Source organism: Pseudomonas sp. LBUM1679 (genome assembly GCF_059695565.1).
On sequence record NZ_CP166774.1, the window covers coordinates 2,786,649 to 2,801,768 of the forward strand.

A 15,120-nucleotide genomic window follows, 5' to 3' on the forward strand; every position below is an offset into this window, starting at 1 on the left:
TGTCGAGAAATATTCCCTGTGAGCACCCACAGCGAGGCCCGTGATCATGACCGGCATACCCCAGGCTCAGTCCCTTTTCAAATTGCTGCTGTTGGTAGCGTCGATGCTCGGCATCGGGGTGGCCGAAGCGGCGCTACGCTGTGAACGCAATCTGGTGGCCAACGTCGTGGCCCTGGATCAGCCATTGATGTTCAACCGCCTCGGCGCGCAGAACGTCAACGGCATGATGTTCGCCCTGCGCCGCGACGTGGTCGACGACCATGACCGGTCCCTGGCCCAGGGCGGGGCGGCGGTGCCGGGCAAGGTCTCGCTGCGGCCGGACAAGCGTCCGCGGCCGTTGGTGCTGCGGGTCGCGGCGGGTGACTGCCTGACCATCAACCTGCAGAACCTGCTGGCCTACCAGGCCAACCCCGGTTCGCACGAGGACGGCGAGGAAGAAGAGGGCGAGGAAGGCGAGGTTGAAATCGGTAACGAAGCCAACTTCAAGGTCGACGAACAGGTCAAGGACCGTCACGTCGGCTTCCAGGTCAACGGCATGCAGGCAGTCAATAGTATCGACGACATTGCGTCCTATACCGGGCGCAACGCCAATACCTTGATTGCCCCGGGTGCCAGCCGTTCCTACACCCTGTACGCCGAGCGCGAAGGCGCATTCGCCGCCAGCAGCCGCGGCGCGACCTTCGGTGGTGAAGGGGATGCGGGCAACGTGGCCAACGGTCTGTTCGGCCAGGTGGTGGTGGTGCCCAAGGGTGGCCGCACTTATCGCAACACCGTGACCGAAGAAGAAATGCGCCTGGCCGGCGCCGGCCGCACCCCGGCCGGCCAGCCGATCGTCGATTACCAGGCACGGTACCCGCAGCGCGAGCCCTGGATCCGTGAAGGCAAGGCCGGCACGCCGATCATCGGTATGGTCGACGGCAACGAAATCATTTCCAGCGAGAGCGACGCGATCGTGATGGGCAGCAACGCCGACGGCAGCTTCCCGCCTTCGACCTACCCGCTGGAAGCCATCGGCAAACGCAACCCGGCGATCCCCAATCGTCTGGAACCGTTCCGCGATTTCGCCTCGCAGTTCCAGGATGAAACCGCCGCGACCCAGGCGTTCCCCGCTTACTTTGCAGACCCGGTCATGGCCCATGTGCTGGAGCCGACCCGCGACTCGTTCATGATCAACTATGGCTCCGGCGGCATGGGGGCCGAGGTGGTGGCCAACCGTCTGGGGGTGGGGCCGATGCACGATTGCCTGTCCTGCGCCTACGAAGAGTTCTTCCTCAGCTCCCACACCGTCGGCGACGTGGCGATGCTGGTGGACGTGCCGGCCAACGCCGGCCTGGAAGGCATTCTCCCGGGGCAGGTGCCGCGCGCCGATCAGATCGGGGTCAAGGCGACCACGGCCCTGTATCCGTCGGAGCCGTCCAACGTCAACCACAGTTACATCGGTGACTTCGTCAAATTCCGCAATACCCACAACGGCCACGAGCAGCATATTTTCCACTTGCACGGGCACCAATGGCTGTTCAACCCCAACGACGATAACTCCGACTATGTGGACGCCCAGGGCATCGGTCCGGGCGCCGGCTACACCTATGAAATCGCCAACGGTGGTTCGGGCAACCGCAACCGCGTTTCCGGCGATGCAATCTATCACTGCCACTTCTACCCGCACTTCGCCCAGGGCATGTGGAGCATGTGGCGGGTGCATGACGTATTCGAAGAAGGCACCCGCCTGGAAGTTTCGCAACAGGGCCAGGACGGTTATCACCGCGAACCCTATGCATTGCGTAGCGGTAAACCGGCGGCGGGTGCACGGGCTTTGCCCGATGGCGAGATCATTGCCGGCACACCGATTCCCGCGGTCGTGCCGCTGCCGGGCAAAGCCATGGCGCCAATGCCGGGCAAAGTCGTGGTGGTGCCGAAAATCGGCGAAACCCTGATAGCCGGTGGTGGTGACGACGATGACGACGACGGCGAGCAACACGGTGGTAGCGGCGGCGCTCAAGCCATCGGTTCCCTGGCCCTGGTCGATCGCAGTGCAGCCAACCGTAATGCCGACGGCAGCCTGAAAAACCCTGGCTATCCGTTCTGGATCGGCGGCATGGAAAGTTCGGTCGGCCAACGCCCACCGACTCCACCGCTGGACATGCTCGACGCTGCCAAGGCTCAGTCCTTGAAGGCCAGCGGCAATGCCTTGTGGGCCAATCTCGACCCGGCTCAGTCCGGCGGCTGGGACGGCGGCCTGGGGCGGCATTCCCTGGACGGCTTCTCCTCCGGTGGCCAGGCGCACACCATCACCACGTCCCTGGATTTCTCCAAGGAAGTGACCCGCGCCAAACCCATCTACATGCCGGAAGAGGGCACCGAAGTCGAACAGGCGGCCATGGCGTTCCACGCCAAAAAAGACCACCCGAGTTTCGCCGTGCTGCCGGGCAAGCAGGTGGTGGCGCGCAACTTCCGCACCAACGGCGCCTTGCCGATCGCGGGCGCACCGTATTACGAACCGTGCATGGATGACCGGCAAAAACGCCTGACCACCAGCGCCGGCACCGGCGAGTTCAATAGCGGTGAACGGGTTGACGGCATGTCCTACACCGGCTCCTCGACCTTCACTGCCGACCGTCCACGGGTTTATAAAGCCGCAAACATCCAGTTCGACGCGGTGTACAACAAGGTCGGCTACCACTTCCCGCAAGCGCGCATCCTCGCCCTGTGGGAAGACGCCTGGCCGGTGATCACCAAGCAGCGCCCGCCAGAGCCCCTGGTGATGCGCATGAATACCTTCGACTGCGTGCAGTACCAGCAAACAAACCTGGTACCGGCCACCTATGAGATGGACGACTATCAGGTGCGTACGCCGACGGACGTGATCGGCCAGCACATTCACCTGCCCAAATGGGACCTGACCGCCGCCGATGGTTCAGCCAACGGCTGGAACTACGAAGACGGCGTACTGTCCCCAGGCGCGGTGCAAGAACGCATCCACGCCATTCGCGCGTTCAACCAGTGCACAGGCACCGACCCGCGCGACGGCACACCGGCCTGCCCGAAAGCCAAGGCTCACCCATTCTTCGGCCAATATGGCCGGGCCGACTGGGTCGGCGCGCGTACGGCGATGCAGCGTTGGTTTGTCGATCCGGTGGTGAACACCAAAGGCATCGACCGTGGGCTGGGGACCATTTTTACCCACGACCACTTAGGCCCATCGACTCACCAACAGATTGGTCTGTACGCCACCGTGCTGGCTGAACCTGCCGGTTCCACCTGGTTCCACGCCGAAACCGGCGAGCCGTTGTACAGCGGCGCGAGGCAGGACGGCGGACCGACCTCGTGGCAAGCGGTGGTGTCCACCGGCGACGTGGACGGCGACGGCAAGAACGACAGTTTCCGTGAGTTCTTCCTTGAGTACAGCGACTTCCAGCACGCCTATGAAGCCGGTGTGTATGTAGGCGCCGGCCCCAATGGCGTGCCTAACCCGCAAGCCTTCCCGGCCACCGCGGACAGCTTCCGCTACGCGATCAACCCGCCGGTGCGCAATAACGCCAGCACCCTGCTGGAAGGGATTGTCGAAGTGCAAGGCGGGCAGGTTCCCGGTTGCCCAAGCCGGCCATGCCCACAGGCGATCTCGGTCGATGACCCTGGCATGTTTGTGGTCAATTACCGCAACGAACCGCTGGCCCTGCGGGTGTACGACCCGAACAAGGTCGGCCCGGACGGCAAGCGCGGCATGCAGGCCAACGGCCTCGGCGGCGACCTGGCGTACGCCATGCAAAGCCGTACCGACCGTGCGATCCCGGCGATGAACCTGGCGCCGAACCTGGTCACCTCGGCCACCGGCCCTACCGGCGGCACCACACTGTTCCCGCCGCACATCAACCGTGGCGGCGCGGAGCCGGGTGACCCGTTCACCCCGATGCTGCGCACCTACACCGGTGACAACGTGCGGCTGCGGGTGCATGCCGGCGGTCACGAAGAAGAGCACAACGTGACCCTGCACGGTGTGAAATGGCTGCAGAGCGGTTCCGGGTTCGGCAACAGCTCCAACTCGGGCTGGCGCTCGTCGCAGATGATCGGGATTTCCGAGCAGATGGGCTTCAATGCGCCGGTGTCGATGATGTCCAGCTCGGCCGCGACCACCGGGGACTACCTGTACTCGATGGACGCCTCCCTGGAAGGTTACTGGAGCGGGATCTGGGGTGTGATGCGCAACTACACGGCCCAGCGCAGCGATCTGTTTGCACTGCCGAACAACGCGAAACCGGCCGGTATGCGCAACACCGTGGCGTTCGACGGCATCTGCCCACGGATCGGTGCCAACCCCAATGGCATCGGTACCCGGCCGACCGTGCAACGCAACTATGAAGTGGTCGCGGCGCTGGCCAACGACATTCTGCGCAACCCGCTGAACCTGACCATCGGCGATCCGGCCGGGCTCGGGCAACATGTCGGCGGGCCGTTGAATCCGGCGGGCGGCACCCTGGTGTTCAACTCACGAACGGTGAGCATTCCTCAGGTCACCGTGACCGATCCCGAAGACGGCGAGACCTTCACCATCGGCGGGCAAAGCGGGCCACTGCATGACCCAACGGCGATCCTGTATGTGCGCAAGGGCGACCTCGATCCGATCACCGGCAAGCTCAAACCCGGTGTACCTGTCGAACCGCTGGTGCTGCGCGCGGCAGCCGGTGATTGCATCAACATCACCCTGGAAAACCGTCTGCCCCTGATCATGCCGGACCTGACCCAGACCGCGGTGATGCAAGGCATGGTCAAGCGCGATCGCAACAGCGGCCTGGGTGCGACCACCTTCAGCAACAACCTGATGCGGCCGTCGAGCCACGTTGGCCTGCACGCGCAACTGCTGGCGTACGACATCACCAAGTCCGACGGCACCAACGTCGGCGCCAACCCGATCCAGACCGTGCCACCACGGGTCGGTAACGTCGGTGCGTACCCGACGCGTACCTATCAGTACTACGCAGGGCACCTGGAGCGTGAAGGCAAGCCGGTCACGCAACTGGGCCGCAATGTCGACAACATCAACGCCACGGCGGTGGAGTTCGGCGGGCTGAATTTCACCCCGGCGGACGTCATCAAACAGCCGCAGAAAGGCCTGGGCGGGGCGATGAGCATCCTGCCGATCGGCGCCACCTGGGTTGACGATGCGCGCAAAGTGACGGCCACGGTCACCGCACCGGGGCAAACCACCTACCGCGACTTCGCGATGGTCTGGCAGAAAGCCCTGAACATCCGCTGGGCCAACGGTCGGCCGGTGGAAGGCATTGCCGCCGAAGGCCTGGGTGTACCGACCGATCCGCAGGACAACTCGAGCATGGCCATCAACTACAAGGCCGAACCGCTGTGGTTCCGCTTCGGGCTGGCACCGGATGCGCCGTTCGGTCATGCCGATGGCCATGGTTACGGTGACGTGCCCAATGCCCACATGGCCTACAGCAACGCGCTGGTGGGAGGCGATCCGCAAACGCCGGTGCTGTATGTGAAACCGGGCCAACCGTTCCGCACCCACATCATGATGCCCACCGGTGGCAGCCGCGGTACGACCTTCCAGCTCGACGGTCACGTCTGGTCGGTCAACCCGTTCCAGTCGGAGAAGAGCGATCCCGGTGGCTATCCGATGAGTGCACCAGGGGTGGGGTCGGTGCGGTTTGGCTACAACCCGATGTCGATGTACATCGGCGCCCACGAAAGCATCCTGCCGGCGGCGCACTTCAGCTTCATGCACCCGAGCGCCGGGGGCAGCAATGCGATACCGGGCGACTACCTGTTCCGCGACTACGGCGCCTACGGCAACACCGCCGGGCTTTGGGGGCTGTTGCGGGTGACCAACGAGCCTGAACCGGCGCCCGCACCGTAGGGGCATTGGGAGGGGGGGCGGATGTCCCCCCTGTAGGAGCGAGCTTGCTCGCGATGGACGCCAACGATAACGCGCTCAACCTGACACCCCGCGGTGTTCTCAGGCTTTTCGCGAGCAAGCTCGCTCCTACAGGGGCGGTCAGGCAGGCACAGATCTGTAAGGGGAGAACGATATGAACAGGACCATCATAGTCGCCGTTTGGGCGCTGCTTGTCGGGTTGGCGCTGATCTGGCTGGGCGTATGGCGAGCGTGGCAGCCGGTGATGCTCAGCGAGGTGGCGGTGCCGAAGACCTGGAGCAAAAACACGCTGGTGCGTGACGGGGTGACGGTGGCATATGAGCTGAAGCCGCTGGCCGGAAGCGGTGTGCTGCGCGAGGGTGAGTTCGCCGACGTACGCTTTCGGATCACTGACAGCGCGTCGGGTCAGCCACTGTCAGGCGTCGCCCCCGGTGCCTGGCTGGACCCGGAAGCCGTCGCCGCCGACCAGGCCCAGGGGCGCGAAAAAAGCTGCAAATCCCGGGTCGGGGTGTTTCTGAAATCGAGCATCGGTGCACGGCCGCTGCTCGACCTGAACAGTTACTTCCTGCTGGTGATGAACCGCGATGCCAGCGTCTCGGTGGTCGACCCTTCGGTGTCAGTGGGCGGGATCACCAGCACCATGTCCCGGATCGATATCAAGCAGCCGCCGATGGACTGGGTGACGCCCCGGGACAACAAACGCGTATTCGTGTCGATGCCCACTGCCGGGGAGGTGGCGGTGATCGACAGCGAGCAATTCAAGCTGATCGACTCGGTAGCCGCCGGCAGCAACCCGGTGCGGGTGGCGTTGCAGCCGGACGAACGCCTGCTGTGGGTCGGCAACAACGCAAAGGCCGCCGGGGACTCCGGGGTCACGGTGATCGACACCCAGAGCCTCAAAGCCCTCAAACACCTGCCTACCGGTGCCGGGCATCACGAAATTACGTTCAGCAAGGACAGCCGTCATGCCTTCGTCACCAACCGCGACGACGGCACGCTGAGCATCATCGACATTGCCAGCCTGACCATCAGCAAACAATTGAAGACCGGTTCGCACCCGTTATCGGCTGCGTACTCCTCGCTGTCCCAGGCGGTGTATGTCAGCGATGGCGAGGACGGCACGGTGACCGTGGTCGATAGCGCCAGCCTGGCGGTGCGCCGGGTGATCAAGATCAAACAGGGGCTAGGCCCGATGGGCTTCAGCGCCGACGGACGTTTCGGCATCGTGCTCAACACCCTGGAGAACCAGGCCGCGGTAATAGACGCTGCCACCGATTCATTGATCCATGAACTGGACGTGTCCGCCGAACCCTATCAAGTGGTGTTCACCAAGGCCTATGCCTACATCCGCGGACTGGCCTCGGCCAAGGTGACGATGATCAACCTGGCGTCCCTGGGTGAAGGCCGCAAGCCGATCAGCCAGGGTTTCGAAGCGGGGCCGCAGGCACCGCGCCTGGCCGGTGACTTGCCGCTGGCATCGAGCCTGGCGGTATCGCGGGATGACAACGCGGTGTTCGTGGTCAACCCGGTGGATAACACCACCTACTTCTACGCCGAAGGCATGAACGCGCCGATGTCCGGTTACCCCAATCGCGGCCAGGTGGCCCGTGCGGCGCTGGTCATCGACCGCAGCCTGCGTGAAGTCGAGCCGGGGTTGTACAGCTCGCGGATCAAGCTACCAGGCGCCGGGCGCTTTGACGTGGCTTTCCTGCTCAACCAGCCGAACATCATCCATTGCTTCACGGCGCTGGTCGAGCCGGACAAAACCCTCAGCCAGCAACCGGGCATACCGAAGGTGGAGTTCATGCTCGACAAAACCACGACCGCTCTCGGCAGCCCTTATGTGGTGCGCTTTCGCATTGTCCAAGGCAAACAGAAGACCCAACGCAGTGGCGTGAAGGACGTACAGGTGCGCTACTTCCGCGCCCCGACGTCCCGCGCCCAGGAGGTCGCTGCCCTGGAGGTGGGTAACGGGATTTATGAAGCGCCGGTGACCCTCGACCAGAACGGCGCCTGGTACCTGCATGTGCGCGCAGCCTCCCTCGGCGCGAGTTTCGACGACAAGACATTTGCCAGCGTTCGGGTCCTGCCCGGCGATACCCACTAAGAGGAAACTGACATGAACCGATTCGCACACTGTGGACTGTTGACGTTCTGCCTGTTGGCCGTGGGTATCGCTCAGGCCCAGGCCCACTCGACGGATGAGCACGCCGGCCATGACATGCCGGCCAGCAGCGCCAGTTCGGAAAGCGCCCAGGTCAAGTTCGCCGACGTGGCACTGGAGGACCAGAACGGTAAGGCAGTGCGTCTGGAAAAGGATCTGGTGACCGACAAGATCGTGGTCATGAGCTTCATCTACACCAGTTGCACCACGGTCTGCCCGGTGGTGTCCTCGATCATGGCCAAGGTGCAGAAACAGCTCGGCGCCCGGGTCGGCACCGAAGTGCAGCTGGTCTCCATCAGCATCGACCCGCAACGCGATGACGCCAAACGCCTGAACGACTATGCCCGCACCTTCCAGAACGGTCCGGGCTGGAGCTGGCTCACCGGCAGCCCGCAGTCGGTCAATGAAACCCTCAAGGGCCTCGGCAGCTTCAGCGGTGACCTCAAAAGCCATCAGCCATTGATCCTGGTAGGTGACGGCAATAGCCGCAACTGGACCCGTTACTACGGTTTTACCGACCCGGCCGTGTTGAGCCGTGAAGTGGAAAAACTCAGCGGCCAGCGCAACGGACGTACCAAACACACTGCCATTGCCATGGAGCCTCGGCCATGAAAGCGCTCGCCTTGATTCTCCTGACGATCGGCCTTTGCGTAAGCAGCGACAGGGCGTTCTCCCACGAAGGGCAGGCGAGCGCCGCGCCGGCGGTGGCCACTGCGCAACCGGCTGGCGGCACGCGCGATGCGCAAACCTGGTTCACCGACACGCCGCTGCAGGACCAGAACGGCAACACCCTGCGCTTCTACAGCGACGCGTTGCAGAACCGCGTGGTGCTGCTGAACGTGATTTTCACCAGTTGCAACGATGCCTGCCCGCTGATCACCCGCAAGCTCAAGGAAGTTCGCGAGGTGCTGGGTGACAAGGCCGATGGCATCACCTTTATCTCCCTTACCAGTGATCCGCTACGGGACACCCCGGCGGTGCTCAAGGCTTATACCTTGAAGCAGGGCGTCGATGGGCCCCACTGGCTTTTTCTCACGGGCGACAAGGCGCAGATCGACCTTGTACTGAGCCGCATCGGCCAGATCCTGCCGAGCCCCGAGCAGCATTCCACCCAATTGATCGTGGGGGACGTGGCCAACAAGCGCTGGAGCAAGATCCGTCCCGATGCCCCGGCCGCCGCCATTGCCCAGCGCTTGCAGTTGCTGACAATGCCCGTGGCCGGTCGTTGAGCCCGCGCCATGAAGACCTCACTCATCCTCGGCCTGCTACTGCTCGGCATCAGCCTCGCCGCCCATGGGCAGCCCCTGAACCCCAGCGAAAGCGCCGGTAAACGGTTGTATCGCGAGGGAGTGTCGGCCAGCGGTGAGCCGGTCATGGCCCGGGTCGGCGCGGCGAACATGCTGCTGCCGGCCAGCAGCCTGCCGTGCGCCAACTGCCATGGCAACGACGGCCAGGGGCGACCGGAAGGCGGAGTGCGGCCGCCGGACTTGAGCTGGTCGCGACTCACCAGCCGCTATGGCCAGCAGCAAATCAACGGCCGTGACTATCCGGCGTATACCGAAGGCCTGTTGGCGCGGGCGATTCAGGAAGGACTCGATCCTGGCAACAATCGGCTTGATCCGGCGATGCCGCGCTTCGTGCTGTCGATGAATGATCAGCGCAACCTCACGGCCTACCTCAAACGCCTGGCCGACGACCGCGACCCGGGCCTGACCGACGAAACGCTGCACCTGGGGACCTTGTTGCCAAGCCAAGGACCGTTGAGCGAGGAGGGTGCCACGGTGGCCGCAGTGCTCAAGGGCAGCGTGGCGTGGATCAACCGGGCCGGCGGGATTCATGGCCGGCAGTTGCGCCTGACCATTGTCGATCCGGGTCCGGACCACGCCAGTGCCGAGCAGGCGCTGGACCGCTTGATCGAGCAGGAGCAGGTGTTCGCCCTGATCGCGCCGCTGGTACCGGCACTGGACTCGGACCTGGCCGCGCGTCTGGAACGGGCCGGTATGCCGCTGATCGGCCCGCTGTCGCTGCTGGGAACGGCCCAGGCCAGTCGGCAGATCTTCGAGCCGCTGCCGGGTTTGCGTGAGCAACTGATCGCCTTGGCCGATTACGCCACCAACAGTTTGCGAGTGCTTCAGGGACCGACACTGATCACTTACCCGGACGAGCCCGGGCAACGGCTCGCGGCGCAGAACCTTGGCCAGTACCTGCAGGATCACGCTTGGCAAAAGGTGAGTCTGCAAGCCTATGACCCGGCACGGGACGATTTGCCACTGGGCTCGCGCTCGGTGTTCTACCTGGGCAGCGGCGGCGGTTTCAGTCGCCTCGCCGCACGCTTGCAGACTGCGGGGCAGGTGCCTTACCTGTTCGCCGCCTCGAACCAGGTGGCCGGCGATCTGTTGCAAGTGCCCAGTGGTTTTTCCCGGCGGGTGTTTCTCGCCTACCCGTTCGTGCCCAGTGACTGGACGCTGGCCGGCCGCCTGGCGCTAACCCAAATGCGCGAGTACCAAGGGCTCGGCGGCCAGCACGCGGTGCTGCAAGTCGGCGCGTTCAGTTCGATGCTGCTGTTCAGCGAAGGCATGAAGCAGGCCGGGCGCGATGCCAGCCGCGAGAAGCTCATCAGCGCCCTGGAAGGCCTACATGACTTCGAAACCGGGCTGACCCCACGGATCAGCTTCGGTCCCGGTCGCCGCCTGGGCCTGAGCGGCGCACACATTGTCAGCGTCGAGCTGCCCGACCAGCGCTTCTATCTGGTGGCCCCCTACAAACCCATTGCAGCTACGCCCTGACCGGAGGTCGATGATGAAACTCAACACTGTGCTGATCCTGCTGGCGATGTGGGTACCCGTGGCGTTTGGCGGCAACGGCCCGGCTGCCGCACGAGTCAACGGCGAGGAAATTTCCGAAGGGCGCCTGGAGCGTTATTTCGCCGAGTACCTGGAGGACCAGGGCCGGGCAGTGGCCAGCATTCGCAATCCCAAGGCCTACAAGCAATTGCGTCAGGCCGCCCTCGACGCGCTGATCGACCGCGAGCTGCTGTGGCAGGAAGCGGTCAAGCGCGGGGTGGTGATCAGCGACGCCATGGTGCATAGCCAGGTCGACCAGACCCGGCAGGCCATAGGCGATGCCAATAAGTTCGCCCGGCGCCTGGAAGACGCCGGCTTCGACGAAGCCGGTTATATCGAGTACACCCGCCGTGAGCTCGCCGCCCGTCAGGTGTTTGCCGACCTGACCAAGGCCGCCGAGCCGGATGAAAAGCAGATCCGCGCCTTCTATGAAGCGCATCGCGCCGAGATGAGCCGGCCCGAGGAAGTCCAGGCCCGGCACATCCTGATCAAGGTGGCGCAGGATGCCGCCCCTTCCACAGTTGAAGCCGCGCGGCTACGCTTGGAGCAGTTGCGTGTGAAAATCACTCAGGGCGAGGACTTTGCCAGCGTGGCCCGGGCCGGTTCCGAAGATGCATCCGCCAGCGAAGGCGGGGACCTGGGCTATTTTCCACGGGGGCGCATGTTGCCGGAGTTCGAAGCGGTGGCGTTCACCCTGGCGCCGGGAGCCGTCAGTACGCCTGTGCGTACGGCGGTCGGCTGGCATTTGATCCATGTGCAGAACCGCCTGGAGGCGACCGATGTTTCAGAGGAGCAAGGGCTTGAGATGGTCCGGGTGTACCTCGCCCGGCAACACCAGGCCCAGGCTCGTCGAGACGTTCTGGCGCAGTTACGTTCCAGTAATCGAATCGAGCGAATTGACGATGAATGAAGGTTTACCCCCCACTAGTGGGGAAAGAGCTTCAGTGCCAATCCATGCACTTCCCCGCCTTTGGGGGAAAGGGGACTTGGACGATAGGGCATTGTCTTTAAATTCAAGGACATGAAGAGATAATAATACCGGCGCCCAGCCTGGCATGAAGTGTGCGTTAGTCCTGTAAAGGGCGCACTCCCAGGGCTGGAACATCGGACCTGCGGTTTCAAGGAGTCGACCTTGTTAAACAAAGTACTGGTTGTCGAAGACGAACAGCTCCTTGCCGAAAACCTCAAGGATTACCTTCAGGCGCAAGGGCTGGACGTCCGGATTGCACATGACGGTGCGACGGGTATCGGTGAAGCCGAACGGTTTGCACCCGATGTGATGGTGTTCGATTACCGCTTGCCCGATATGGAAGGCTTTGAGGTGCTCGATGCTGTCCGCCGGAACAGGAATTGTCATTTTGTACTGATCACAGGGCACCCGACCGCTGAAGTCTGTGAGCGGGCCCGGCAACTCGGAGTCAGTCATATCCTGTTCAAACCCTTTCCATTGGCGGAATTGGCCCGGGCAGTCTGCGATCTTCTGGGCATGCAGCGCGAACCCAAAACAGGCATGAGCAACGCCGAAGGTTTTGTCGAACGACGCCAGAGCAGGACCGAAAGTTTCCCGCTGCAGTTGTACGACGGCAGTTGGGTGCTGGCAGATCGTCGACGAATTCCATCGACGTCCGAGGCACCAGACGACGGACAATTGCTCACCGGGGATTAGGGGCGCGACAAGCTGTAATGGCTCGCCGCGTCGACAGGGCTCAAAGCCCCCGGCGTTGGAGAGCATGCCATGGACCGTCTATCCCTTGTCGTCGAACCGACGCTGCTGGGTTGTGTACCGTCACGTTTTTCCAGTGAGCAACTGGCCCAGGCTCGGGCCCGGGCCACCAGTTCCGGCGAGCGGGTACTGGACGCCCTCGGGGTGCTGTGCGAACTGGCCCCCATGCCCTTCATCCAATGCCTGGGCGCGACCCTGCATTATCCGGTGCTCGACACCGACAGCCTGTTTCAAGCCACCCCGGTGTTCGACCGGGTCACCCTGGCCCAATGCCTCAAGCGCGAATTCATCCTGCTGCGTCACGCCGATGCGGTCATCGGCGTGTTTGCCGACCCCTTCGACCCCTCGCGCCTGGCCTGGATCGACGACTGCCTGCATGGCGCGCCGCTGTACCTGGTGCACGCCGACGACCTGAAAGCCTACCTGGCGCGCCACGAAGAGAGCTTCCACGCGGTGGAATCGCTCAACGCCCAGGCCGACGCCAACATCGAAATCGATACCCTGCAAAGCCTGTCCCTGACCAGCATCAGCGAAGACGCCAGCGTGGTGGTCAAGCTGGTCAACTCGACCCTGTACGACGCGCTGAAAATGCACGCCAGCGACATCCACCTGGGCACTACCGGCAGCGGCCTGGTGATCAAGTACCGCATCGATGGCGTGCTGAACAACATCAGCAAGATCCAGGGCAGCGAGTTCGCCGAACAGGTGATTTCCCGGGTCAAGGTCATGGCCGAACTGGACATCGGCGAAAAACGCGTGCCCCAGGACGGTCGTTTCAAGATCGGCATCAGCGGCCGGCAGATCGACTTCCGGGTCTCGATCATGCCGAGCATTTTCGGCGAAGACGCGGTGCTGCGGGTGCTGGACAAACAGGACCTGGCGGACAAGGTCAGCGGCGTGCAGTTGCAGGCCCTGGGGTTTGAAGAACACACCCTGCGCCAGCTGCGCCGGCTGGCCGCCGAACCCTACGGCATGGTGCTGGTCACCGGTCCCACCGGCAGCGGCAAAACCACCACCCTCTACGCGATGATCACCGAGATCAACCACGGCGTGGACAAGATCATCACCATCGAAGACCCGGTGGAATATCAACTGCCCGGCGTGCTGCAAATCCCGGTCAACGAAAAGAAAGGCCTGACCTTCGCCCGCGGCCTGCGCTCGATCCTGCGCCATGACCCGGACAAGATCATGGTCGGTGAAATCCGTGACCCCGACACGGCGCAGATCGCCGTGCAGTCGGCGCTCACCGGGCACCTGGTGTTCACCACCATCCACGCCAACAACGTATTCGACGTGATCGGCCGCTTCACCCAGATGGAAATCGACCCCTACAGCCTGGTCTCGGCGCTCAACGCGGTGCTGGCCCAGCGCCTGATCCGCCTGGTGTGCGCCAGTTGCAGCGCGCCGAGCTATCCGACCGAGGAGGAACTGCGCCTCTCCGGACTCGATCCGCAACAGGTCGACCACTTCCAGTTTGTCCACGGCAAGGGCTGCGGCCATTGCCGGGGCACCGGTTACCGCGGGCGTACGGCGATCGCCGAGCTGCTGCACCTCGACGACGAGCTGCGGCAGATGATCGTCGAGCGCCAACCGGTTTCGAAAATCAAGGCACACGCTTGCAAACGTGGCTTGCGCCTGTTGCGCGAGTCGGCGCTGGAACTGGTTGCAGAGGGGCGGACCACGCTCGAGGAGATCAATCGTGTCACTTTTGTCTCGTGATCATTTTGTCGCCGTGCTCGGCGCCAGCAGCGTCGGCCTGGGCCAGCGCAAGGGCAACGAAACCCTGTGGCTGGGCAGCGTCGGCTTTATCGACGAAGGCTTCCATGCCTGGACCGTGGCCCTGGACACCCTCGACCATCTGCTGGCTGAACACACCCGGGCCGGTGCCGAATTGAGCGTGGTGATTTCCGGGCACTTCAGCCGTTTTTGCCTGGTGCCCTGGAGCGACCAGATCAGCAGCCCTGATGAACTGCAGGGGTTCGCGCAGCTGTGTTTCGAAGACCTCTACGGCGTACCGACTCAACCCTGGAGCCTGGTGCTGTCGGCCGAACCTGCGGGTTACGACCGTATCGCCAGCGCGCTGCCGCACGACCTGCTGGCGCGCCTGCGCAGTCTGGTGAGCGGGCGTGGCCTGCGCTTGCGTTCGGTGCAGCCGTACCTGATGGCCGCTTTCAACCACTTTGATAAAAGCCTCGACGCCGGCGACTTCCTGTTCGTGGTCGCCGAGCCGGTGCGCAGTGTGTTGCTGCTGGCCCGGGAAGGGCGCTGGGCCGCGGTGCGCTCGGTCGGCACCGGCGACAGCGATGCCGCACTGACCGCGCTGATCGGTCGCGAAAGCCAATTGCAAGCTTCGACCAGCGAGCGGCCATTGAGCGTCTACCTGCATGCGCCGGCGCGTATCGAAGTGCAGCCCGACGTACCCGGTGTGCAGCTTTGCTCCCTCGTAGAAGACCGGACCGGCGTACGCGATGCGTTGTACGTCATGTCCCGGGCGGTGGCCTGA

General features: G+C 63.7%; 9 protein-coding genes. All 9 read left to right on the forward strand.

Annotation, left to right across the window (positions count from 1 at the left end; translation table 11 throughout):
- The first annotated feature begins 46 nt into the window (after positions 1 to 46).
- The 9 genes from mnxG to ACA062_RS12855 all read left to right on the forward strand — a co-directional run bounded on the left by mnxG (position 47) and on the right by ACA062_RS12855 (position 15,120).
- Positions 47 to 5,869, forward strand: coding sequence for a manganese-oxidizing multicopper oxidase MnxG (mnxG, locus tag ACA062_RS12815; RefSeq protein WP_497456696.1), 5,823 nt, complete (start codon positions 47 to 49; stop codon positions 5,867 to 5,869).
- Between the two features lie 172 nt (positions 5,870 to 6,041).
- The gene (locus tag ACA062_RS12820) at positions 6,042 to 7,994 is read left to right on the forward strand and encodes a YncE family protein (protein WP_497456697.1); all 1,953 of its coding nucleotides are present in this window, start codon (positions 6,042 to 6,044) and stop codon (positions 7,992 to 7,994) included.
- 12 nt (positions 7,995 to 8,006) lie between these two features.
- Positions 8,007 to 8,663 carry an SCO family protein gene (locus tag ACA062_RS12825; protein WP_497456698.1) on the forward strand — a complete coding sequence of 219 codons (657 nt, stop codon included), beginning with the start codon at positions 8,007 to 8,009 and terminating at the stop codon, positions 8,661 to 8,663.
- Positions 8,660 to 9,280 carry an SCO family protein gene (locus ACA062_RS12830; protein ID WP_497456699.1) on the forward strand — a complete coding sequence of 207 codons (621 nt, stop codon included), beginning with the start codon at positions 8,660 to 8,662 and terminating at the stop codon, positions 9,278 to 9,280. The genes ACA062_RS12825 and ACA062_RS12830 overlap by 4 nt, the downstream gene beginning before the upstream one ends.
- 9 nt (positions 9,281 to 9,289) lie before the next feature.
- On the forward strand, positions 9,290 to 10,837 hold the full coding sequence (locus ACA062_RS12835) for a cytochrome c/ABC transporter substrate-binding protein (protein ID WP_497456700.1): 1,548 nt from the start codon (positions 9,290 to 9,292) through the stop codon (positions 10,835 to 10,837).
- Between the two features lie 13 nt (positions 10,838 to 10,850).
- A complete protein-coding gene (locus tag ACA062_RS12840; RefSeq protein ID WP_497456701.1) occupies positions 10,851 to 11,804 on the forward strand; it encodes a peptidylprolyl isomerase in 954 nt (317 codons plus the stop codon).
- Positions 11,805 to 12,026: 222 nt separating this feature from the next.
- Positions 12,027 to 12,560, forward strand: coding sequence for a response regulator (locus ACA062_RS12845; RefSeq protein ID WP_497456702.1), 534 nt, complete (start codon positions 12,027 to 12,029; stop codon positions 12,558 to 12,560).
- 69 nt (positions 12,561 to 12,629) lie between these two features.
- A complete protein-coding gene (locus ACA062_RS12850) occupies positions 12,630 to 14,336 on the forward strand; it encodes a GspE/PulE family protein (RefSeq protein WP_497456703.1) in 1,707 nt (568 codons plus the stop codon).
- The gene (locus ACA062_RS12855; protein WP_497456704.1) at positions 14,317 to 15,120 is read left to right on the forward strand and encodes a hypothetical protein; all 804 of its coding nucleotides are present in this window, start codon (positions 14,317 to 14,319) and stop codon (positions 15,118 to 15,120) included. Before ACA062_RS12850 ends, ACA062_RS12855 begins: the two co-directional genes overlap by 20 nt.